The sequence below is a fragment of the Arthrobacter sp. CAN_A1 genome, from assembly GCF_015751665.1.
In the GTDB taxonomy this organism is placed as follows: domain Bacteria; phylum Actinomycetota; class Actinomycetes; order Actinomycetales; family Micrococcaceae; genus Arthrobacter_D.
In genome coordinates this window covers 168,290-191,078 of record NZ_JADOUR010000002.1, presented here as the reverse complement: position 1 = coordinate 191,078, position 22,789 = coordinate 168,290, and the positions used below count along the sequence as shown (strand labels likewise).

Annotated in this window: 16 protein-coding genes; 6 read left to right on the top strand and 10 right to left on the bottom strand. The window is 64.7% G+C overall.

Going from position 1 to position 22,789, the window contains the following annotated elements:
* Positions 1-81 precede the first annotated feature (81 nt).
* Together IWX62_RS03665 and IWX62_RS03660 are read right to left on the bottom strand one after the other, a co-directional pair.
* Positions 82-858 (bottom strand): type 1 glutamine amidotransferase domain-containing protein, encoded by a 777-nt coding sequence (locus IWX62_RS03665; protein WP_196840017.1) that lies wholly within the window; start codon positions 856-858, stop codon positions 82-84.
* Between the two features lie 185 nt (positions 859-1,043).
* Positions 1,044-2,282, bottom strand: a complete 1,239-nt coding sequence (locus IWX62_RS03660) for a M20 metallopeptidase family protein (protein WP_196840016.1) — start codon at positions 2,280-2,282, stop codon at positions 1,044-1,046.
* 303 nt (positions 2,283-2,585) lie between these two features.
* On the opposite strand from IWX62_RS03660, the gene IWX62_RS03655 reads away from it, so the two are divergent.
* Together IWX62_RS03655 and IWX62_RS03650 are read left to right on the top strand one after the other, a co-directional pair.
* On the top strand, positions 2,586-4,262 hold the full coding sequence (locus IWX62_RS03655) for a DEAD/DEAH box helicase (RefSeq protein WP_196840015.1): 1,677 nt from the start codon (positions 2,586-2,588) through the stop codon (positions 4,260-4,262).
* Between the two features lie 210 nt (positions 4,263-4,472).
* Positions 4,473-4,874, top strand: a complete 402-nt coding sequence (locus IWX62_RS03650; protein ID WP_196840014.1) for a YccF domain-containing protein — start codon at positions 4,473-4,475, stop codon at positions 4,872-4,874.
* Between the two features lie 3 nt (positions 4,875-4,877).
* Here the strand turns inward: IWX62_RS03650 and lepB are convergent, their stop codons facing one another.
* From lepB to IWX62_RS03615, 7 genes are all read right to left on the bottom strand, one after another.
* Positions 4,878-5,360, bottom strand: coding sequence for a signal peptidase I (gene lepB, locus IWX62_RS03645; RefSeq protein WP_196840013.1), 483 nt, complete (start codon positions 5,358-5,360; stop codon positions 4,878-4,880).
* A complete protein-coding gene (locus IWX62_RS03640; RefSeq protein ID WP_196840012.1) occupies positions 5,353-6,954 on the bottom strand; it encodes a multicopper oxidase family protein in 1,602 nt (533 codons plus the stop codon). The genes lepB and IWX62_RS03640 overlap by 8 nt, the downstream gene beginning before the upstream one ends.
* A gap of 77 nt (positions 6,955-7,031) precedes the next feature.
* Entirely contained in the window at positions 7,032-8,372 is a 1,341-nt protein-coding gene (locus tag IWX62_RS03635) for a sensor histidine kinase (RefSeq protein WP_196840011.1), read from the bottom strand.
* Complete coding sequence (locus IWX62_RS03630; RefSeq protein ID WP_196840010.1) at positions 8,365-9,054, bottom strand: response regulator; 690 nt, start codon at positions 9,052-9,054, stop codon at positions 8,365-8,367. Before IWX62_RS03630 ends, IWX62_RS03635 begins: the two co-directional genes overlap by 8 nt.
* Positions 9,055-9,190: 136 nt before the next feature.
* Positions 9,191-10,159, bottom strand: coding sequence for an AfsR/SARP family transcriptional regulator (locus IWX62_RS03625; RefSeq protein WP_196840009.1), 969 nt, complete (start codon positions 10,157-10,159; stop codon positions 9,191-9,193).
* A 100-nt stretch (positions 10,160-10,259) separates the two neighbouring features.
* On the bottom strand, positions 10,260-10,808 hold the full coding sequence (locus tag IWX62_RS03620; protein ID WP_196840008.1) for a hypothetical protein: 549 nt from the start codon (positions 10,806-10,808) through the stop codon (positions 10,260-10,262).
* Positions 10,809-10,851: 43 nt separating this feature from the next.
* Positions 10,852-12,792 (bottom strand): penicillin-binding transpeptidase domain-containing protein, encoded by a 1,941-nt coding sequence (locus IWX62_RS03615; RefSeq protein WP_196840007.1) that lies wholly within the window; start codon positions 12,790-12,792, stop codon positions 10,852-10,854.
* 154 nt (positions 12,793-12,946) lie between these two features.
* Between IWX62_RS03615 and IWX62_RS03610 the strand changes: the two genes are divergently transcribed.
* The 4 genes from IWX62_RS03610 to clpB all read left to right on the top strand — a co-directional run bounded on the left by IWX62_RS03610 (position 12,947) and on the right by clpB (position 21,075).
* Positions 12,947-16,357: a hybrid sensor histidine kinase/response regulator gene (locus IWX62_RS03610; RefSeq protein WP_333483193.1), complete on the top strand. Its 3,411-nt coding sequence runs from the start codon at positions 12,947-12,949 to the stop codon at positions 16,355-16,357.
* Positions 16,354-17,271 (top strand): GGDEF domain-containing response regulator, encoded by a 918-nt coding sequence (locus tag IWX62_RS03605; RefSeq protein WP_196840006.1) that lies wholly within the window; start codon positions 16,354-16,356, stop codon positions 17,269-17,271. Before IWX62_RS03610 ends, IWX62_RS03605 begins: the two co-directional genes overlap by 4 nt.
* Positions 17,272-17,330: 59 nt before the next feature.
* The gene (locus tag IWX62_RS03600) at positions 17,331-18,329 is read left to right on the top strand and encodes an aldo/keto reductase (protein WP_196840005.1); all 999 of its coding nucleotides are present in this window, start codon (positions 17,331-17,333) and stop codon (positions 18,327-18,329) included.
* 148 nt (positions 18,330-18,477) lie between these two features.
* A complete protein-coding gene (gene clpB, locus IWX62_RS03595) occupies positions 18,478-21,075 on the top strand; it encodes an ATP-dependent chaperone ClpB (protein WP_196840004.1) in 2,598 nt (865 codons plus the stop codon).
* On the opposite strand, the gene IWX62_RS03590 is transcribed toward clpB, so the two are convergent.
* Positions 21,072-22,601 carry a hypothetical protein gene (locus IWX62_RS03590; RefSeq protein ID WP_196840003.1) on the bottom strand — a complete coding sequence of 510 codons (1,530 nt, stop codon included), beginning with the start codon at positions 22,599-22,601 and terminating at the stop codon, positions 21,072-21,074. The genes clpB and IWX62_RS03590 overlap by 4 nt on opposite strands.
* Between the last annotated feature and the right edge of the window lie 188 nt (positions 22,602-22,789).

The following is a 22,789-nucleotide window of genomic DNA, read 5'->3' as shown; positions in this document are numbered from 1 at the left end:
CGGGTTCAGTCCAGCCGTTGGCTGCGGGCGCCTCCCCCGCGGGTGTTGCCGTCCCGGGACGTTGGCCCGGTGGGTGGGTGCCTAGTGGTCGGACTCGGCCGCCGCGGCGGCTGCTGCCTTCTCGGCGTCCTTCTCGGCACGCAGCGCTGCGGCCTCGTCCTGTTCCTCGGCCTTTTCCTGGTGGATGACCTCGGCGAGGAGCTTTTCCATCTCCTTCGCCACGCCACCGGCGGATGCCGGGTTCTGGCCCGTGACCAGACGTTCGTCAACGACGACCTTCTCCTCAAAGACCCCCGCCGAGACGTGGGTGGCACCCTGCTCTTCCAGACGGTCGGCCAGGAAGAACGGCACAATCTTGTCCTTGTCAGCGGCAACTTCCTCGTCGTTGGTGAACGCTGCAACTCGCTTGCCTTCAACGAGCCGCAGGCCGTTTTCCAGTTCAACGTTCAGCAGGCCGGCGGGACCGTGGCAGACAGCCCCGACGACGCCGCCGGCGTTGTACACGCTGGCCACCAGCTTCTGCAGCCCTTCGCTGTCCGGGAAATCCCACATGGTGCCGTGCCCTCCCACCAGATAGACGGCGTCGTACTGCGACGGGTCGACCACATCCACCCGGGCAGTGTTGTAGAGGCCAGCCTTGGTGGTTTCATCTTCCGTGAAGGCCACCTGGATGGGGTCGGTGGTGTCGACCTCATCGCGGGGTGGGACGCCACCCTTGATGGAGGCGAAGTCAACGAAGTGGCCCGAATCCTTGAAGACCTTCCACGGGTGGGCGGCCTCGGCCACGTTGTAGCCGGTCTTCTCGCCGGTGTCGCCGAGTTCGGAAACGCTGGTCAGTACAAGCAGGACTTTTTTCATTGAATGCTCCTCTAGTCGTTGATTCCACCCTAGGCGAGGAGCCCGGCCAGTGCACTTCGCAAGGGTACTTCCCACGGGTTCGCGCCCCATCCCGGCTGGCGCTGCAGAAAACGGCAAACGCAGCAGCTATAAGTGCCGCGATTGTCGATTTCGGCAGCGGCCGCCCGTGTCTACCGCACTGCGGTTCACTGCACGACGGCGGCGAGCTCGGCAATGCGTGACAGGGCCAGTTGGGTGTACAGGGCCGCACCGTCGCCCAGGACGTTGTCGTCGAAGGTGGCATAGGGGGAGTGGTTGTACGCGCTCTGCAGCGGATCGGCACCCTGCGTGACCGCCGAGAGGAAGATGAAACTGCCAGGGACCGCCGCGAGGATCCGGGAAAAGTCCTCCGACCCGCTGAGCGGCTGCGCCATCCTGCTGTACCGGCCTGTGCCGAACAGGTCGGCGATGACCGACTCGGCCCGCCCCGTTTCGGCGTCGTCGGTGACGGTCAGTGGATACTCGGTCGAGTAGGTGACGGTCACCTCAAGACCGTGCGCGGCGGCAATGCCCTCCAGCAGCCGTGGCACCACCACCTGCAGCTTTTCCCGGTTCGCCTCCGAGAAGGTCCGCACCGTCGCCTCGAACACCGCAGACTCGGGGATGACATTGCGTTTGGTGCCGGCCCTGAGCACCCCGACGGTCACCACCACCGGATCGAACATGTTGAACTGCCGGGTGATCATCACCTGCAGTGCGGTCACCATTTCGGCGGCAGCGGTCACCGGATCCTTCGCGAGGTGCGGGGCCGACCCGTGCCCGCCCGCGCCATGCACTGTCACATGCAGCCCGTCCGACGCGGACATCAGGGTGCCAGGACGCGTCGACAGCAGGCCATTGGGTGCGAGCGCCGACATGACGTGCAGCCCATAGGCGGCGTCGGGCCTGCGACCCGCGGCGTCCAGTACCCCCTCCCGGATCATTACCCCGGCGCCATCAAACCCTTCCTCGCCCGGCTGGAACATGAGGACGACGTCGCCCGCCAGTTGATCCACCCGGTCAGCGAGGAGGGTAGCAGCGCCGGCCAGCATGGCGGTGTGCAGGTCATGCCCGCACGCGTGCATTGCTCCGTCGATGGTGGACGAGTACTCAACTCCGCTCTGTTCCTGGACCGGCAGCGCGTCCATGTCCCCGCGGAGCAGGATCACCGGTCTCTTTGCCGACGCAGGGGAGCCCTGACCACGGAGCACCGCGGTCACCGACGTCGTGTCCTGACCGAGGGCAATCTCGTAGGGCAGGCCGTCGAGCGCTTCGAGCACCTTCTCCTGGGTCCTGGGCAGCTGCAGGCCAATCTCCGGTTCGCGGTGCAGCCGGTGTCGCAACCGCACCAGGTCGTCGTGGATGCCATGCGCGTCGGCCAGCACTGTCTCGGTGGAGTCTGTCATGGGTCTCCCGCTCGCTGTGGTGTCAGTCACTTCTACCCCCAGTTCACGGCCAAACCGCCCCGTGCGCAAGTGGGTGGGAGCATTCGCTGATAGAGTTGGGGGACTTGCCTGCGTGTCGGCTTGCCTGGAAACACTCCCAAGCTGCCGGTCATTACCGCAGCTTGCGTCGATGAACGCTTTCTTTTGTCCCGCATTTGAGCTCCCAATATCGTGAGCGCGGTTGACACTGTCTGACTTTTCTTCGGCGAACCCCTCGCGTCAACCGATTCGTGGGGAAGATGAGAAGAAAGTTCGTGTACTTACATGACTACTTTTGCTGCACTCGGTGTGCCCAAGGCACTGGTCCAAACCCTTACCGCCCAGGGAATCACCGAACCGTTCCCCATCCAGGTCAAGACCCTTCCTGACACGTTGGCCGGCCGCGACGTCCTCGGCCGTGGCCGCACCGGATCCGGTAAGACCCTCGCCTTCGCGCTGCCCATGGTGGCGCGGCTGGCCGAGCAGGAAGCCGCATACCGCCGGAAGCCGGGCCGTCCGCTGGCCCTGGTCCTCGCCCCGACCCGCGAGCTCGCCACCCAGATCAACGCCACCATCGAGCCGTTGGCCACAGTGCTTGGTCTGAACACCACGGTCATCTACGGTGGTGTCTCCCAGGCCCGCCAGGAGAAAGCCCTGCGCGCCGGCGTCGACATTGTCATCGCCTGCCCGGGCCGCCTTGAAGACCTGATGCGCCAGAAGCTCATCACCCTCGACGCCGTCGAGATCACCGTCCTGGACGAGGCCGACCACATGGCCGACCTCGGTTTCCTTCCCGTCGTGAAGAAGCTCCTCGACACGACCCCCAAGGAAGGCCAGCGCCTGCTGTTCTCCGCCACGCTGGACAACGGCGTGGACAAGCTGGTGCAGCGGTACCTGACTAACCCGTTGACCCACTCGGTCGACGACCCCCAGGCATCGGTCACCACCATGGAGCACCACGTGCTGCTGGTCGGCGACCAGACCCAGAAGAAGCAGCTGATCGTTCAGCTCGCCTCCGGAAGCGGACGCCGCCTGCTGTTCATGCGCACCAAACACCACGCACGCAAACTGGCGAAGACCCTGACCGACGCCGGGATCCCCGCCGTCGATCTGCACGGAAACCTGTCCCAGAACGCCCGTGACCGCAACCTCGCCGAGTTCTCCTCCGGTGATGTACGGGTGCTCGTGGCCACCGACGTCGCCGCCCGCGGCGTGCACGTCGACGATGTCGAACTGGTGGTCCACGTGGACCCACCCACCGAACACAAGGCCTACCTGCACCGCTCGGGTCGCACAGCGCGGGCCGGCTCGTCAGGCACCGTCGTCACGATCACCCTGCCGGAGCAGAAGTCCGAGGTGCAGAAGCTGATGCGCGCCGCCGGCGTCGACGTCGCCTTCGAGAACGTGAAAGCCACCTCACCGTTGGTCGGCAAGCTGATCGGTGATGTTGCCGAGAAGATTGATCCCCGGACCCGTGCGTCACTGGTAGCAGCACGCGAGGCACAGCGCGGCGGAGGCACCTCCACTGGAGCCAACGCCCAGCGCAAGCGCCGCGGCACCGCTGCACCTTCGACGGGTGGCCGTGGTGGACGAGGAGGACGCGGACGCGTCGCCGCTGAGCCCAGTGGCAACCGGTCAGACCGCCGTCAGGACCAGCCGCGCGGGGCCCGCTTCGGCGGCCAGACCGCCGGGTCCAACGGTGCCTCTAGCGGCGGCGCACGCCGTCGCGACGACGACCGCCCAGCCGGTTCAGGTAACGGCAACCGCACGCGTCGCCCTTCCAGCGGCGCCCGGGCGGCCGACGTCGCGCCCCACGGGCAGTCAGCGCACAGGTCAGGTGCGGCAGCCAAGCAGGAGCCGGGCAACCAGCGCAACCACACGCCGTCGACTGGTGCAGGACGCCGGCCCAGCGGGCCGCGCCGGGCCACCGCGCCGGCGTCGAACGATCGCCGCTCGAACTAGCTAGCCTTCGCTAAGTGCCCTTCCCCCGTCCGGGGAGGGGCACTTTCGTTTTACGCCACCGGTCGACGGTGAGTACCGTGGGCAATCGGGGTGCGGTGGGTCAAAGTGGACATTCGGGGTGGAAATTTCGGGCCCGGATGTCCACTTTGACCACCGGTTCAGGGTTGTCCCCCATAGACCAGCCGAGTCCTCTGAAGGAAGAATAGACCCATGAACGCAATTTTGAACGTTATCTGGCTGATTTTCGGTGGCATCTGGCTCGCGTTGGGCTACGTCCTCGCCGGTGTGATCTGCTGTCTGCTGATTGTGACCATCCCGTTTGGGATTGCGTCCTTCAGGATCGCCGCCTACGCCATCTGGCCCTTCGGGCGGTCGATTGTGGATCGTGGCGGCAGGGTTTCCACCCTCTCGACGGTCGGGAATGTCATCTGGATTGTCGTCGCAGGCGTCTGGCTGGCCATTGGGCATGTCCTGACGGCGATTCCGATGTTCCTGAGCATCGTTGGCATCCCCCTGGGCATTGCCAACCTCAAGATGATCCCCATCTCGCTGACACCACTCGGCAAGGAGATTATCGAGACGCGCGGCAGCAGGGTGCCGCAGCTGCGCTAACAGTCATGGCTGGGAAACCGGCCAGATCACCGTTGCGGTGAGACTTTTCTCGGGAACCGACCCGAAATCCCGGGAATCGATGGATACCGCACGGTTGTCACCCAACACGAAAACGTAACCGTCCGGCACCGTAACGGGCCCGAAGTACGTTGCATCAATACTCTCGTAATCTACGAAGGATTCCTCGGGAGGGATCCCGTCGACATAGAGCACGGCATCCCTGATTGCCACAATTTGCCCGCCGACCGCGACGACGCGTTTGAGGGTGAGCGTATTGTCCACCGGGCTGGGAAAGGCGACGATGGAACGGGCCTCCCCTGATGGTGGTCCCTTGAACAATAGGAGCATGCTGCCCTGCGGCACCGTTGGCTCCATGCTGTCCGATGCGACAGTGAACGGTTCGACAACCCACAGTCGGAGTCCGAGGAGGACGGCGACACCCATCAACGACGCTCCCACCAAACGCCGGTTGCTGGTCCTATCCATCCCACGTGGCGGGTGCCGCAGTGATCGGGTCATTGGGATCAAAGTTATCTTCCGGCCCCACCCTGAACTGAACCATCATGTCGTGATCCTCATGTGGAAGGTTATGGCAGTGCAACATATACCGCCCTTTGTGAGGCCCGAACTTCATGAGCAGCCGGACCGTCTCTCCTTCGCCGATGTAGACCACATCTTTAGGCCCTTTTTCATAGGCGAACGGGGGACGGCCGTTGCGGCTGAGAATCTTGAAATCAATCAGGTGGATGTGCAGAGGATGGAACCATCCACCCGAGCTATTCTCGAATTCCCAGATTTCCACATCCCCTAACCCCGGATCCGCGATAACCCTTTTGTAGCCGCTGCTGATGACGTCCTGCCAAGTTTCCCCGTTGATGTTCCACATATTGGTGACGTCGTCGCGCTTGACCCGGAACTTGCGGACCTTTCTTGCCTCGGACGGACTAAGGGCCATCACGGGATTGTTGGTTGCGAGTTGCGCCGGAATAGTGTTCCAGGTCGGGTCGCTCACATCGACCGGTTCATCTGTCACATCGAAGGCCATAATCCTGTTGGTGTAGTCATAGTCCACATTGTTCGGGTTGGACAGGTTTCGCAGCACGATCCGTTGCCCCGTGCTGTACTTTCGGAAATCGACGAGGATCTCATAACGTTCCGCAGAGCTGTGCCGCCAGCTTCCCACGGTTTGGGACAGGGGCAGCAACCCGCCGTCAACGCCGACGAAGGTAACCGGGTCTCCGGTACTCAGGGAGGGCCGTAATGAGCGGGAGATGCAGCAATTGAGGATCCTGAATCGGTAGATGCGTTTCTGTACTTTCATGACCGGCCACGGCCGGCCGTTGACCAGGATAACGTCGCCCCAAAGCCCCGAATGGCTGTCGTCTGTATAGCTGAGCGTGCCGTTTGCCGCGAAGATGGCGTCGGAGATGCTCAGAGCCACGTCATATCGTCCCTGGGGTAGGAGCGCGCGTTCCAGCGGATCATGAAGATGGTACTGCCCCACAAGGCCGGAGTACACGTTGAGCGCCGTGTAATGGACGCCGTGGTCGTGGTACCAGAGGGTCCGGGCCGGCTGGGCGTTGGGGTAGCGATAGTCCTTACGGAAGCCCGGGCTGGTGATGTCGCTGGCGTAGCCGTCATACTGCGGCAACGACGCTGACCCGTGGAGATGCGTTGAGGTGGTGAGGGGGTGCCCATCAAAGGGATGTACGGCTGGCAATTGGTTGCGTACGCGCAGTACGGCTTTGGTGCCCTGATCGAGGCTGATCGTGGGGCCGGGGAACATTCCGTTGTAGCCAAGGATCGGGGTTTTGAGCCGCGGGAGAATGGCGGCGGTTGCTGCCATCTCCGTGAGAGTGAAGTATCTAACCGGAGCGCCGTCCACCGGATCAATGCCCGTGGAGTCCGGTTGGAGGATGGGGGCCTGGGTTAAAGCAGTTTGAAACGGGCGGGGCATGTCACCTGGAGCCAGGCGACTGATTGATTTGGCATCGATAGACCGAGTCGGGACGAGCAGGGCGGCCCCGCCCAGAACTCCCAGCCCGCCGCCCACGAGCACCTGCCGACGTGAAATGGACATCACCAAACCCCCTTTAAAATCAGTTAGTTGAGGATTTCAGGACCACCTTGTGAAAATCCTGCGCAGGATCGACCCAGCTACGCGGCGGATGGGACGCGGCTTAGCGTTGCAATCACCGAGGTGCCACGACCGCCACCAGACAGCACCTGAAGGGACCCACCGGCCTCCCTGATGGTGTCTCGCATAATCCGCAGCCCCAGGTGGCCGTCGGGCGATCCTTCCTCCGGGTTGAATCCGCGGCCGTCGTCCTTGATGGTCATGACCGTGCTGCTGTCCTCCCTCAGGAGCGAAAGATACACGGTGTTCGCCTGGGCATGCTTGACGGCATTGGTGAGTACCTCACGGGCCACCCGATAGAGCATGACCGCCTGGTCCCGGTCCATTTCGCAGTTCTCCGGAACCTGAAGGGCCACGTTGATGCCCTGTTCGCGGAGAGATTCAGCTAGCCGGGCCAAAGCCGCGGGTAGCCCCAACTTGTCCAAATCCGGGGGATAGAGTTCACTCGTCATGGCCCGTAGCGTCCGGAGGTTTTCCTGGAGAATGGACCGGACCCGGCCAAACAGGGGACGTTGTGAAGCCGCTCCCCTTTTCTCTTCGGCCTCCATGGCATAGGACAGCCCCGCAAGGTCCTGGATCACCTCGTCATGAAGGTCCCGGGCAATCCGTCGACGCTCCAGATCCGACGCCTCAATAGCGTATTGCAGTAACTTTCGCTGCGACACCTGATTCGCTTGAATTCGGCGGGCAAGCCGCACCGCCGGCACCAGTTGTGCCAATTGGAGGACGCCGAAGGAGAGGAGGAAGATTGGTGCGATGGATAACAGTACCGAGGCCTGCTCCTCGCGAACCCCGTCGTCGTCGTAGTACGCCTCGAAGATCAGGGGCTCGCCGTTGGCTGTAGCAGATTCCACGTACACCTCCACCAGTTCGCCGGACTCCGCTTCATACTCGTTTTCCAGCTCCTGCTGATCTTCCAGGGAAGCGCTTCCCGTAGCTCCAGCGAAAAGGTCCGTGCCGGCATCAGGAAGTTCGAATTGCTGACCGATCAGGGATGGCATGTCCGAGTACACGATGTTTCCGGCTCCGTCCCACACTTTGATTCTCAGGACGGAGCCTCGTTCCAGCCACGGTTTAAGGCGGGTGTCGAGCCTCTCGATGGCTGCCTCGTCACCGGCAATTAGCTGAGCGTTAATGAGCGGGCTGACGGCGAAATCAGCAAGACGCTGGGTGATCAGCTGTGCGTTGTCCAGCGCATGTTTCTCAGCCTCCGCGCGGATCCAGAACGCCACCGGCGTTGCGATCAGCACCATCACGAGTACGCCGGTGAGTAGGAACCGCCCCACCGCGCTCCGGACCTCGGAGCGTTCCTTGACTGTCTCACTGTTTGTTTCTGGCGCCTGGTACCAGGTGTTATTCATGCCGGTGATCATTCAGGAAGCCCAGCCTGGCAGCCACTGCAACGGCTTCGAGCTGCGAATGCGCACCCAGTTTGCAGAGAATGGACTTCACGTATCCGCGGCAGGTGTTCTCGGTTATCCCCAGTGCTCGAGCATTGGCGCGCACGTCGCGTCCTTCGGCCATCAACTGGAGCACCTCCAGTTCACGCTGGGTGAGAGCGGTAACCCGGGTCCCCGGCGCCGGTGTCTTGCGCCGCGCACCGAGTTGAGCGACCAGGAGCGGATGAACCATCATGCCGCCGTTCCGTGAGTGCCGCAGGGTTTCCAGCAGGGTGGTCAAGGACCCGTCTTTGGGGAGGAACGCACAGATTCCGCTGCCAGCAGCCCGGGTCAGCGCCTGGGAATCAGGATCGCCGGTCAGCATCACCACTCGGGTGTCCGGAGCTACTGCGAGGATCCGTTCCGCTGCGGTGATGCCATCGCCGTCGGGCAGGTGATAGTCCATGACGACAAGGTCGGGGAGCAGCACCATGAACTTTTCGATCGCTGTTCCGATACTGGTCGCGAATCCGACGCTGACCAGGTCAGGTTCTCGTGCGAGGGCCTGGGCCAGCAACTCGGCAAAGGTTGCGTGGTCGTCGACGATCAGGACGCGGATCTGGTTCAACTCGACGGAAACAGTATCGGCTGCAAGAACTGTCATGACAATCACCCCTACGGTGTCACGCCCCAACAGCTGTGTGTAGTTTGAGTATGCATCCTTGAGAGCGCTGAAACCAGTAAATCCTGTAGAAACTTTCAGGAAAAACTGCGCCAATCCTGAGGGTTGTATCAGGGTGTCAGGCGATTGCCAGAGCTTTCTGCAGGAAAGAGGACAACACCTCGCCCGCGATGCGGACAGTCTTCCCGATGGCAGGCTCAGAGGGAACCAAATCTTGGCGTGCATGTTCCTCCACCTGGCCATGCAGAACCAGGAGTGCTGAAAGCACATTGGCTAGCTCAGACTCACCGTCCGCCGTTGCGCGGAGCAACCGGATCTGGGCGTCCCGGAGTTTGGGGCCGGGTGTGCAGCCGAGTTCGCGATCCAGGGCACGACGGCATCGCTCGTAGGCCTGGAGACCCTCGGTGTGGCGCCCGGACTGCTCCAGCGCTGACACCAGCGCTGTCCAGGCGCCCTCATTCAGGAAATCGGTGTCCAGGGCACGCTGCGCCCAACGGACTCCGTCGTCTGGCTGCTTGAGAACACACGCGATCTCGGCGGCCAGTATCTGGGCCGAAGTGACCCGGGCGGAATGCAGTGCACGCTCCTCTTGTGCCCATTCGGGTCGTAGCTCGTCGGCCAGCAGCGGAAAAGCGGACAGCTCAAGTGCCTGCTGGAGCAAGGGGTAGGCAGCCGAGGGTGAAGCAGTCCGTACCGCACGCATCAGGGAATTGAAGCGGTCCAGATCAAGATCCACCAAAGCCGGATCCATGACATAGCCGCCGTTCGATGTGCGCAGGGGCCCGGCCTTACCTGCGCCCGGTTGGAGGTGGCGTCGCAGTACGCTGACGTAGCTCTCCAGGGTTGCAATTGCTTCGGCAGGTGGATGGTTCCCCCAGAGCTTTTCGACGAGTCGATCTTTCGACACTGGTGTTCCAAGTGTCAGTAGGAGGATCTCGAGGATCTGGCGCGATTTGGGACCGCCGAAGTGACCGGCTTCCAGAACATCCTCGCCGCGGCGCACCCGCAGCTTGCCGATGATCTGGACTGAGAGGTGAACGGGTACAAGGCCAGGACGGTTGGCCAGTGGTTGATGTATAGCATCCATGATGAGCCCCCTAAAGTGGATGGCTCAAATTCTCCGCTCCCCGGCCACCGTCAATAAGCCCCATCTGGGTGGGGGTGCACCCCCAAAGTTGGGGGTGTGCTTACCGCACGCCAGAGTGGTGGTCGGTGCCAAGCGAGAGGCGTACGCCGTCGTCGTTTTCAAGGGTCAGAAGGACAGCCTGATCCGGTAGTTCAAAGATCAAGGCAACGGTGAGGTTCTCCCCTTGATTGACGAACGCTGATTCGACCGGTGCCCATGCCACCTGATAGCGGCCAGTCCCTATCCCCGCGACGGAGTAGTTGTCCGCGGCAAAGTCCAGACCATCGAGTTCCAGTGCCGTTAGTTCCAGCATTACCCTGACGCGATGGGAACCGTCCCCGACAGGGTCATCAAGCCAGGCGGGGCTGCCCATCGGGTTCCAGCTATCCGATTGGAGGGGGATGATTCCGTTGATGCGGCTCAACCCGCCGTTGATGGCTGCGGAGGCACCGAGTGGAACGCTAGGAGCTTCCTCGTCGGACAGCGCGATGGCGAGGAGGGCGCCGACAATCAGGAGTAAAGCGGCAGGAACGAGGCCTCGGCGGCGCAGTCCCGACCTCGCGCGGGGGGTAGCGAAACCCGATGTGGGGGATAATTTGTCGACGGCCATGCCATGATTGTTGACGGCCCACCATGGAAAAACCCTAACTCGTCTAGCGCGCGGCGCCGCGCAGGAAGGCGTCCATCAGCGGTCCGCCGGACGTCGACCCCAGATCGCCTTCCTCCACAAAGACAGCGACCGCCAGGTCGCCCTGCAGCGCAACAATCCAGGCGTGGGTGCGCGGCGGTACCTCATCACCGAACTCCGCGGTGCCGGTCTTCGCGAGCACTGGTTCCCCCGGAACATCGGCGAGGATCGTAGCTCCACCTTCAGCGACGACCGCGGCCATCAGGGTGCGCAGCGTTCCCGCCTCATCGGTGGTCAGAGCGCTGGGGGTACCAGCGGGCGACGGCGATGCTGTCGCTTCGTCCGACGGCCCGGAAGCGAGCAGGGTGGGGGTGATCCGTTCTCCGGCACCAACGCTGCCAGTCATGACCGCCAGCGCAAGGGGGGAGACCAGAACCTCGCCCTGTCCGATCATCGACGCCGCGTGGGCGGTGCCGTCGGCGGCGTCCGGCACGGACCCGAAAAACGCGGGGAGGCCCATCGACGCTTCGACACCCACGCCGAGGTCCGCGGCGGCTGCGGCGAGCTCTTCCTGGGAAACAACGTCACGGGTCGCGATGAACCCGGTGTTGCAGGACTGGGCGAAGGTCTGCAGCAGGGGGATCTCTCCGAGGAACGCTGCCGGGAAGGTGCTGGCGTTGTTGAAGGTCCGGCCGTCGACCACCAGTTCCTCGGTGCACTGTGTGGGGGAGTCGGGGGTGAAGCCCTCCCTGAGGAGGGCCAGTGAGGTAGCGATCTTGAACGTGGAGCCCGGCGAGTACTGGCCCAGCAGGGCAGTCTGCAGGCCGGCGCTGCCCGGACCGTTGGCCACGGTGAGGATTTCCCCGGAGGACGGCCGCAGCGCCACCAGGGCTGACGCAGACGGCTCATCCTGGAGGACCTCTTCGGCGAGGGATTGCAGTGCCGGGTCGAGGGTCAAGGTGAGCGGATCGCCGGCCACCGGTTCCTTGTCGAAGAGCACCGTCGGCTCCGGGGCGGGGTCGACAGGTTCTGCTGGTGCCGTGGAGATAACCAGCCCGGGTGTGCCTTCCAGCTGGTCGTTGTGCTGGAGCTGCAGCCCGGACAACCCCGTGATGTCACCGGGCTCAAGCTCTCCCTCAGACTGGTCGATCATTTCCGCGCTGGCCTGCCCCACAGCTCCGAGCAGCTCGAGGGCGAAGGTCCGGGTCGGCGCCAGTGCAATCTCGTCGGGAACGGCCAGGGCGCCAGGAACGGCGTCGAGCGCCTCATCGGTGACGGTCCGCGACGCGTCGTCGCTGAGCACTATCGCCTCGACGAAGGCTTCCGGCCCGGCCCCTTCCACCTGGGTGGTGAAGCCAGCCGGGTCGACACCCACGAGGTCGGCGAGGTCGGCGGCAGCACCCGCCAGTTGCGCGTCGTCGAGTTGGGTCTTGTCGATCCCGACCCGGAGTACCGGACGATCCGTCACCAGCACCTCGCCGCCCGCGCCGAGGATGTCGCCTCGGGTTGCCGGGACCGCCGACATGGTCAGGACGTCCCCGGCTCCCAGGCCGGCGACGGCGACGGCCGGGTCCCAGGCGACCTGCCAGACGTCGTCGGTCCGGGTGAGTTCAACGGTGGTGGTGTAGGTCCAGTCGTCGTCGCTGTCGTCAACATCCCAGACGTGGTTGAGCTGGGCAGTGGCCTGGTCCTCGGAGGCTGACTCGACCGCCCCAACTGACACGGCGGGTGTCAGCGGGTCGAGCGCAGCGGTGATGGCGGCAAGCTCCTCGTTGACTGCTGACGCTGACCCGGTGGAGAAGGCGGTGCCGGTGACGTCGAGGGAGCTGAGGCCCTCAGCGAACGCCGCGGCGGCGTCGTCCGCGGTCGGCCGGGTGTCTGTGCACGCTGTCAGTGTGAGTGCGAGGGCCGCAATGGTGGCCACGGTGGTCGGTCGTCGAAAGTTCCCCAGATAAAAGTTCCCCATTGACTCATTATTGCCTACCCTCCGGGGATGAGCCGTTACGCTAAACAGGAAGTTATAGAGACACGAAAGCGAAGAGACACGACGGCGCAGTGAGAGGCCACGCGGAGGTCAGCGCTCGGCAGGTCGCTACCGAGCCCGCTCTGAGAGGATCCCCGTGAGCACATCCGTCGTCAAACAGCAGGGCCCGACGGCGCGAATGAGCGGCGCACACTGGTGGCTGGTGGGGGTTGTGCTGATCGCCCTTGCGGCGGTTGGCAGCTACCTCACCGTGAACAGCGGGGAACACCTGGCGCAGGACATCGGGAACGTCAGCCTGCTCGTCTTTAGCCTGGGAGCAGCGATCAGCTGTCTCGTCAGCTCCCTGCGGGACAAGGAGTCCGCCAGGGCCTGGCGGCTAATGTCGGTGGCAGCTTTCGTCTGGTTCGGCGGGCAGCTGGCCTGGACCTACTTGGGGATGACCCGCAACCACGACTATCCCTTCCCTTCGGTAGCCGATATCGGCTTCATAGGGTATGCGATTCCCGCCACTGCGGCACTCTTTCTCTTCCCCCGTCCGCCCGCCACCCTGGTGTCCCGCCTGCACACACTGCTCGACGGCGGGGTCATCGCCGGAAGCATGCTCTTCATCAGCTGGGCAACCGTCCTGGGGCCGTCCTATCGGGCGTCGGCGGAGAGCAACCTCGGTCGGCTCACGGGGACGGCGTACCCGGTGGTGGATGTGACAATCATTTCTCTCGTCTTGGTGCTGGGCATCCGGCGGCCGGTCGGGGACCGGCTGCGCTGGTTCTGCATGGGCGGCGGGCTGCTCGTCCTGGCCGTCACTGACAGCGTCTATGTCAGGTTGGTGTTCGAGGGTGTCACGGGTGCCACCGGGTCGCCCCTGGTGATCGGCTGGATGCTGGCCTTCACTTTGATCGCCCTCGCACCCCTCGTGCCGCGCAACCCGAGCGCTGGAGTGGACCGGCACCGCTATGCCGTGGGCCTGGAACTGTTGCCCTACGCCCCGGTGCTGGTGGCCATCATTGTCGCGGGGGTCGTCGTGGTGGACGGCACCTATCCGGTACAGATGTGGATCGGAATTATCACGTTGGGGCTGCTGGTGGTTCGCCAGGTGCTGATCGTGATTGAGAATGTCACCCTCACCCGGGGGTTGGCGGACCAGGTCGCTGCGCGCACGGCGGAACTTGAGGGGCTGGGGGCGATTGTCACGTCGTCGTCGGACGCGATCATCGGGTCCACCCCCGATGGGGATATCGTCAGCTGGAATCCCGGGGCAGAGCGAATCTTTGGCTACCCGGCGTCCGAGGCCCTAGGCAGGGATAAGGGCTTTCTGGTCCCGGAGGCAGCGCGGGAAGCCAACGATGCCGCGCACGCCCTGGTGCTGGACAGCGGGGAGAGCCACAGTTTCGAGACGGCGCGGACGCGCGGCGACGGATCAGAGGTGCAGGTCGCCATGACCATCTCGCCCATCTGGTCTGACGGGTCGATGCGCGGTCTCGCCACAATCGCCCAGGACATCAGTGAACGGCGCGCGGCGGAAGCCGAGCTGCGCAGGGCCAGGGAGGCAGCCGTCGAAGCGACCCGGCTGAAGTCGGAGTTCCTCGCCACGATGAGCCACGAAATCCGCACCCCGATGAATGGTGTGATCGGGCTGACCGGGCTCCTGCTCGACACCCCGTTGGATCCCACCCAGCGCCAGTACGCGCAGGGCGTGAAGGGTGCCGGCGAGTCGCTGCTGCTGCTGATCAACGACATTCTCGACTTCTCCAAACTTGAAGCCGGCAGGATCAACCTGGAAATGGAATCCTTCGACCCACGAAACCTCATTGATGAGGTGGCAGCCCTCCTGGCAGAGGGAGCGCGCCGCAAGAACGTGGAAGTGATTGCCTACTGCCTCCCCGAGGTCCCGGACCAGCTGATCGGCGACGCCGGGCGCATCCGCCAGGTCCTGCTGAACCTGCTGTCGAACGCCGTGAAGTTCACCGCCACCGGTGAAATCGCCGTCCGGGTCCGCCGTGTCGAGGATACGGGGGCCCTCGCCGATGGACAGTCGATGATCCGGTTCGAGGTGCAGGACACGGGCATCGGCATCGATGCGAGCGACCATGAGAGATTGTTTGAGTCCTTCGCGCAGGCTGACGCGTCAACCACCCGTCGGTATGGCGGGACCGGGCTGGGCCTGGCCATCTCGCGCCGGTTGACCGAGGCGATGGGCGGGACCATCTCGGTCACCAGCACCCCGGGGACCGGGAGCACCTTCTGGTTTGACCTTCCGCTCGAAGGCACCCAGGCGGCCAGTACACCGGAGCCGGGACTGCTCAACAAGCTGCGGGTGTTGGTGGTTGACGACAACGCGACCAACCGCCTGGTGCTGCAATCACAGCTCGGATCCTGGCGGATGCAGACCGAAGCCGTCGAGAATGGGCCAGCCGCCGTCAAACGCCTCAGCGCCGCGGCCCAGGCCGGGGAACCCTTCGACATCGCTGTGCTGGACATGTGCATGCCGGGGGTCAACGGGATTGAGCTGGCGGAGGCCATTTCCGGCAACCCCGAGCTGTCCTCGACCCGGCTGATACTGCTGACCTCGATCGGGAGCATTGACCGTGACAGGCTTGCGGCTGCGGGGGTATCCGAGTGGCTGACTAAACCGGTGAGGAGTTCGGCACTATATGACCGACTAATGCACCTGATGAGTGACACCGATGCCGAACCGGCGCCCGAGACGATCCATTCACGGACCGTCCAGCTCCAGGAACAAGGCTCCGATCACCGGCCCGCCCCGAGAATCCTGGTGGTGGAGGACAACGCGGTGAACCAGCTGGTCGCCGAGTCGATGCTGCTGAAGCTGGGGTACCGGGTTGACCTGGTGGGCGATGGTGCTGAAGCCGTCAAGGCTACCTCTCACGAAACCTATGCTGCAGTGCTGATGGACTGTCACATGCCGGTCATGGATGGCTTCGAGGCCACCCGGGCTATCCGCAGCCGCGACGCCGCTCACCTGCCCATCATTGCGATGACGGCCGGGGCGCTCAGCGAGGACCGGGAACGGTGCCGTGCTGCGGGTATGGATGACTACCTGTCCAAACCGGTGGACCTGACCCTCCTGAAAACCACCCTGCTGCGCTGGGTGCACACCCCCGGAGTGCCCGCTCCTGCGGCGATCACCCCCGGACCCGACGACGTCGCCAGCGCCGCTATCGCGCCTTCCCGCGAGGTCCGCCAGGTGGTTGACCCGGCCCGGCTGGCGATGTTGCGCGCGTTGGGCGTCGACGACGGGTGGGGGGTGCTGCCCGCCGCGGCAGCCGCTTTCCTGGGTGGGGTTCCAGCTGACCTTGCCGAGCTCCGGGACGCTCTGGAGCGTGGGACCGGTCTGCGGGACGCCGCTCATAAGCTCCGGGGGGCTGCCTCGAATATCGGTGCGGACGGCGTTGCAGCGATCTGCGGCGAGCTGGAAGAGGCGTCGCTCACTGACGCGGCAATCAAACCGGACGCGCTCGCCGAGCTGGAGGCAGAACTCGAACTGGTCTCCGCTGCTCTCGCCGAATCCGTGAAAGGAGCCCCGTGAAAGTTCTGGTGGTCGACGACGACCCCGGCTCGCTGATGGTCGCTAAGGCAGTGGTTGAACAGTCGGGCTACGAATGCCTGTCCGCGACCAACGGCGATGCCGCATGGGACCTGTTCCAGGAATATCAGCCGCAGGTGGTGGTCACCGACTGGATGATGCCCGGATTGGACGGACTGCAGCTCTGCAAGGCCATCCGAAGCGGTGAGACGGATACCTACACCTACCTGGTGCTGTTGACGTCTTTCGGCTCCCAGGATGATGTCCTGGCCGGAATGGATGCTGGCGCCGATGACTATGTCACCAAGCCGCTGGACCCCTTCACCCTGCGCACCCGGCTGCTGGTTGCCCGCCGGGTGACTTCGCTGCACGCCCAGCTCGGGCGGTACCGTCAGGAACTGACGCGGCAGGCGCGGACCGATCCGCTGACCAACCTGGACAACCGGTTGAAGCTGTCCGAAGACCTTGAGCTGCTGCACAACCGGAGCCTCCGTTACGGAACGCGCTACTCCCTGGCGCTTTGCGACGTCGACTATTTCAAAAGTTTCAACGACCTGCTGGGGCACCCTGCCGGTGATGAGGCGCTCAAGGCCGTTGCGCAGACGCTGACCCGGTTGTCCCGGGACACCGATGGAATCTACCGCTATGGCGGTGAGGAATTCCTCCTGATCCTGCCGGGCCAGGAGGCAGACGACGCCGAGGCCGCGGTCGAACGGATCAGGTCAGGCATCGAGGCACTCGCTATCGCCCATTACGGCAATCCGCTGCAGGTGTTGACGATCAGCGCCGGCATCTCGACCTTCACCGCCGACCACCAGGTCGGTAGCGGGCAACTGCTCAAGGAAGCCGATGACGCACTGTACTCGGCCAAGGCCGGAGGCCGGAACCGGGTGGCGAGCTTCGTCCGGGCCGGATAGCCCCGAGCCTGCACTGAAGCCTTGCGCCTGCCACCGGGGCACGGCTTACGATGCCTTCTATGACGATTCCAACATGTGAACTGGCCAGCGGATTTAATGTGAGCGCCCAGGGCTTCGGCGGGATGGCTCTCACCGATGTCTATGGGGGCATGAATCAGGACGAGGCGTTGGCCACCCTGAACCACGCGGTGGACGTCGGCGTGACCTTTATTGATACTGCCGACGTGTACGGCGCGGGCAGCAACGAGCAGTTGATTTCCCAGCTGCTCCGGCACCGGCGCGACGAGGTGCAGCTCGCCACCAAGTTCGGGATCCAGGGAAGCCCCGCGCAGGGCTATTCGGGGATCCGCGGTGACGCTGGTTACGTGCGGGACGCAGCCGAAGCGAGCCTCGGGCGGCTCGGAACCGACGTCATCGACCTGTATTACCTGCACCGGCGTGACACCAGCGTCCCCATCGAGGAAACGGTTGGAGCCATGGCCGAACTGGTGACCGCCGGGAAAGTCCGCCACCTTGGCCTGTCCGAGGTCACCGCTGCGGAGCTCAACACCGCCCACGCAGTTCATCCGATCGCCGCAGTCCAGAGTGAATGGTCCATCTGGAGCCGTGACGTGGAGAAGTTTGTGGTGCCGATGGCCGCCCAGCTGGGGGTGGGATTTGTCCCCTACTCGCCGCTCGGGCGGGGTTTCCTGACCGGGACGGTCCAGGCGTCAACGCTGGGCGCCGGCGATTTCCGCCACCGGGTGCCGCGCTTTGGGGCTGACGCCCTGACCGCCAATGAGGCGGTCGTTGAAGCGGTGCAGGCGGTGGCCGCCGACGCCGGCGTCACTGCGGCGCAGGTAGCGCTCGCCTGGCTCGGGGCGCAGGGCAGCCGGTTCGGGCTCCCCGTGGTCCCCATCCCGGGCACGCGTAGGCCCAGCCGCATCGATGAGAACGCTGCCGCAACATCAGTTGCACTCTCCCAGGCGCAGCTCGACATGCTCGACGGTGCCGCTGCCCTGGTGGTGGGGGAGCGTAGCGCCGACCCTACCTGGGTGTCCCAGGGACGGGAGTCTTAATCCCCTACCGGACAAACGGCAGGGGTGCTCTACTGAGGGTCGGAGCGGAACCGTATGCTGTCAGCGAACCGTGCACCCTTCCGCCCGCAGGCTAAGTTGAGCGAGGTAGACTCAACTTGAAGGTCATTGTTGTTCGAAAGGTCAAGTTATGGACGCCAAGTTCACCACCAAAAGCCAGGAGGCGCTCTCCGCCGCCGCCATGAATGCCTCGACCGCAGGCAATCCACAGGTTGACCCGTCACACCTGTTGAAAGCCTTGATGGATCAGCGCGACGGCGTTGCGGTGGCCCTCCTCAAATCAGCGGGCGCCGACCCGGACGCAGTCAGCACCCGGGCGAGCGCGGCGATCAAGGCCCTGCCGTCGTCGTCGGGCATGTCCACCGCCCAGGCGCAGTTCTCCCGCGACACCCTCCAGGCCATCAAGGCCGCCCAGCAGGAGGCAGAGGCGATGGGGGACACTTACCTTTCGACTGAGCATCTCCTCCTCGGGGTGGCCGCGGGCACCGGCGCGACGGGGACCCTCCTGCGCACTGCAGGCGCCTCACGGGATGCGCTGGCGGCCGCTCTGCCCGGTATTCGTGGCGACCGGCGGGTGACCACCCCTGACCCGGAGAACACCTTCCAGGCGTTGGCCAAGTTCGGCGTCGATCTGACCGAGATTGCCCGGTCGGGGAAACTCGATCCAGTGATTGGCCGGGACAGCGAGATCCGCCGGGTCATCCAGGTATTGTCCCGCCGCACCAAGAACAACCCGGTACTGATCGGCGAACCGGGTGTCGGGAAGACCGCGGTGGTCGAAGGGCTCGCCCAGCGAATCGTGGCCGGCGATGTTCCGGAGTCGCTGCGCGACAAAACCCTGATCAGCCTCGACCTGGGCTCGATGATCGCCGGGGCAAAATATCGGGGCGAGTTTGAGGAGCGGCTGAAGGCCGTCCTCGAGGAAATCAAATCCGCGAACGGCCAGGTGGTCACCTTCATCGACGAGCTGCACACGGTGGTGGGCGCCGGCGCATCCGAGGGCTCCATGGACGCCGGCAATATGCTCAAGCCCATGCTGGCCCGCGGCGAGCTCCGTCTGATCGGCGCCACCACCCTCGACGAGTACCGCAAGAATGTCGAGAAGGATGCGGCCCTGGAACGGCGATTCCAGCAGGTCTACGTAGGTGAACCCAGCGTGGAGGACACCATTGGTATCCTCCGCGGACTCAAGGAACGCTACGAGGCGCACCACAAGGTCACCATCGCTGACTCGGCCCTCGTCGCAGCGGCCACCCTGTCCAACCGGTACATCTCCGGCAGAAAACTCCCGGATAAGGCGATTGACCTCGTTGACGAGGCCGCCTCCCGGCTGCGTATGGAGATCGATTCGGCGCCCGAGGAAATCGATCAGTTGCGCCGCTCGGTTGACCGGCTCACCATGGAGGAACTGGCGCTGGCGGGCGAAAACGACGACGCCTCGCAGGACCGGCTGCACGCCCTCCGCGCCGACATGGCGGACCAGAAGGAAAAGCTCGCGGCACTCAACGCCCGGTGGGAGGCCGAGAAGGCGGGGCTCAATCGGGTGGGCGACCTCAAGGCAGCCCTTGAGGACCTCCGCTCGCAGGCCGAGCGCGCCCAGCGGGACGGGGATCTTGAGCACGCCTCCCGGCTGCTCTATGGGGAAATTCCTGCCCTGCAGCGCGAACTCGACGCAGCGCAGGCCGCGGAACCTGAGGACACGCCCCTGCCGATGGTGGCCGAGGATGTCACCGCCGCCGATATTGCCGAGGTGATCTCGGCGTGGACCGGGATCCCCGCCGGACGCATGCTGCAGGGCGAAAGCCAGAAGCTCCTGCACATGGAACAGGTGATCGGGTCACGCCTGATCGGGCAATCCACTGCGGTGGCCACCGTCTCGGATGCAGTCCGTCGCGCCCGCGCCGGCATTGCCGACCCCGACCGCCCCACCGGTTCGTTCCTGTTCCTCGGACCCACCGGGGTGGGCAAGACCGAACTGGCCAAGGCCCTCGCCGACTTCCTGTTCGACGACGAGCATGCCATGGTGCGGATCGACATGTCCGAATACTCCGAAAAACACTCGGTCTCCCGGCTGGTGGGAGCCCCTCCCGGGTACGTCGGCTATGAGGAGGGCGGGCAGCTCACCGAAGCGGTCCGCCGCCGCCCCTATAGCGTGCTGCTCCTCGACGAGGTGGAAAAGGCTCACCCGGAGGTCTTCAACATCCTGTTGCAGGTGCTCGACGACGGCCGCCTCACCGATGGGCAGGGCCGTACAGTCGACTTCCGCAACGTCATCCTGGTGCTGACCTCCAACCTGGGATCCCAGTTCCTGGTTGACCCCGCACTGTCCGACGCCGCGAAACGTGACGCGGTGATGGCCGTGGTGAACTCAAGCTTCAAACCGGAGTTCCTCAACCGGCTCGACGATGTGGTCCTGTTCGACGCGCTGAGCCTTGAAGAGCTGTCCCGCATCGTGGATCTGCAGGTGCAGTCCTTGGCCTCACGGCTCCAGGAGCGTCGTCTGAACCTGTCGGTGACCGATGCCGCGCGCGAGTGGCTGGCCCTGACCGGGTTCGACCCCGCCTACGGCGCGAGGCCCCTCCGTCGGTTGGTGCAGCGCGAGATCGGCGACCGCCTCGCCCGGGGCATCCTGGCGGGAACCATCAACGATGGCGATACCGTCCTGGTGGACCGCACCGGCGACGCCGACGGTCTCAGCGTGGCGGCGGAGGTGCTGGAGAAAAGCTAGTCGGTGATGAGGGTGTCGCTGATGATGTTGCCCTCGCTGCTGGTCACCAGGCAGTCCACCCGGCGGTCGCCGTCGGACCAGGCGTTCTGCCGCGGGGTGACGCGGAGCAGTTCGAGGTTCTCGTAGCGGGAGGCAGCACCCTCGTCGAGGTCGACGCCGTCGCACACCTGCTGGGCGCGGAGGGCCAGGGCCTCCTCGCCGGGGAACTCGGCGTCGTCGGGGTAGAACTCGGTGGCGAGCAGTTGTGCGTTGTGCGGGGTTGAGCAGGTCACCACCGTCGATGCGGTGTTGATGTCCACGAAGTCCCGCAGGCACTGGCCCGCTTCGAGATCAATGGGCAGCACATTCTCGGCGATGATGCCGTCTGCTCCTGGAGTGCCATTGCTGATCGGCTCCGTGTCCGGCGAGGTTGTCAGGCCGTTGATGAGGGAGATCAGACCCCAGATGAGAAGTCCCAGGGCCAACAATCCGAGCAGCGCCCCGCCGATCAGGAGGCCAGTGTTCCGCTGGCCTTTACGTGAAGCCTGTCGTCCATCACGGCGTCGGGCGGGCTGGGTTCCTGCCGGTGGTAGCCCGTAGGGACCGCCGGCCGGTTCGACTGGCTGTGCAGCGGGCAACTCCGGGCCGCCGCCCTGGGGCTCGGCGGCGCCGCCGGGCAATCCGGCGGGGTCTGTGGTGGGGACCGCGGTGGTGGGGGCTGGAGCGTGGGCGGGAGCGCTGGTTAGAGCCGCACCGACGGAGGCAGCGCTGGCCGCTGGGACCGGGCTGGGTGCGTCGGCGTCGGATTCGGGGTCAGCGTCGTGGAAGAGCCGGTCCCACCGTCCTTCGTCCGTTGCCGCAGCGGTCCACTGTGGGGCGTCCCCGTCAGCGGCGAAACTGGGCAGCGCCCGGCCGGATTCGCTGGGATCCCCATCATCATCGTTCGCATCGCCGGAGTTCGAATCACTGGAGTTCGTATCGCCGGAGTTGGAATCCCTGGAGTTCACTTCACTGGAGGCGACCTCGCCGGTGTCGACAGCGTCGTCGCTCTCGTCTTCTGCGCCGGGAGCCTCAGGGGAGCTCCCTCCCTCAGGGTCGCCCGCGGCGGCTGTGCCAGCCGGTGCCGCCACCTCGCCTGCCGCCGCGTCGCCTACCGCTTCGCCGGCGGGGGATGCGCCGGAGGGGGCTGCCATGGCCGTCGGGTCCACGGCCGACCCTGCCCCGGCCACGAGCTGGCCGGCGTCGAGCGCTTCCTGCTCCACCCGTCGGGCCTCGGCAGCGGTTTCCTCCAGGGAAGCGTCCCGCGCCGCGTCCTCACTGATCTGGGCCGGGCTGAGGGACGGTTCTACCAGTTCAACGTCGTCGGCGGTCACTGTCAGTTCCGGCTCGATGGCCTCCGGCGAAACGTCGGCGTCCGTGAGCTGCACGGTATCCGGGTCGACGAGTTGTGGTTCGTCGACTTCGACGGGCTCGGATTGCGGCACGTCGGCGCCGTCCTTCTTCGGACCGGATGCGGAGCCCCGCGGGGTGTGCTCCTGATCGCTCATGGTGTTCCGCCCTGCCTTCTACGTTCTCGTGCGTCTGCTCAAAACTGCAGGCTCGTTTGGTACGACTTTAGCCAAGTTTCGCCTGCGCCACGTAGGGCCCGCCAAAACCCGTTATCCCACCGAAGCTTCACGTTTTGCAGTTGGACCCGGATGCGCACGCGGAAGCCGGGAAAGCATGTAATCTATAG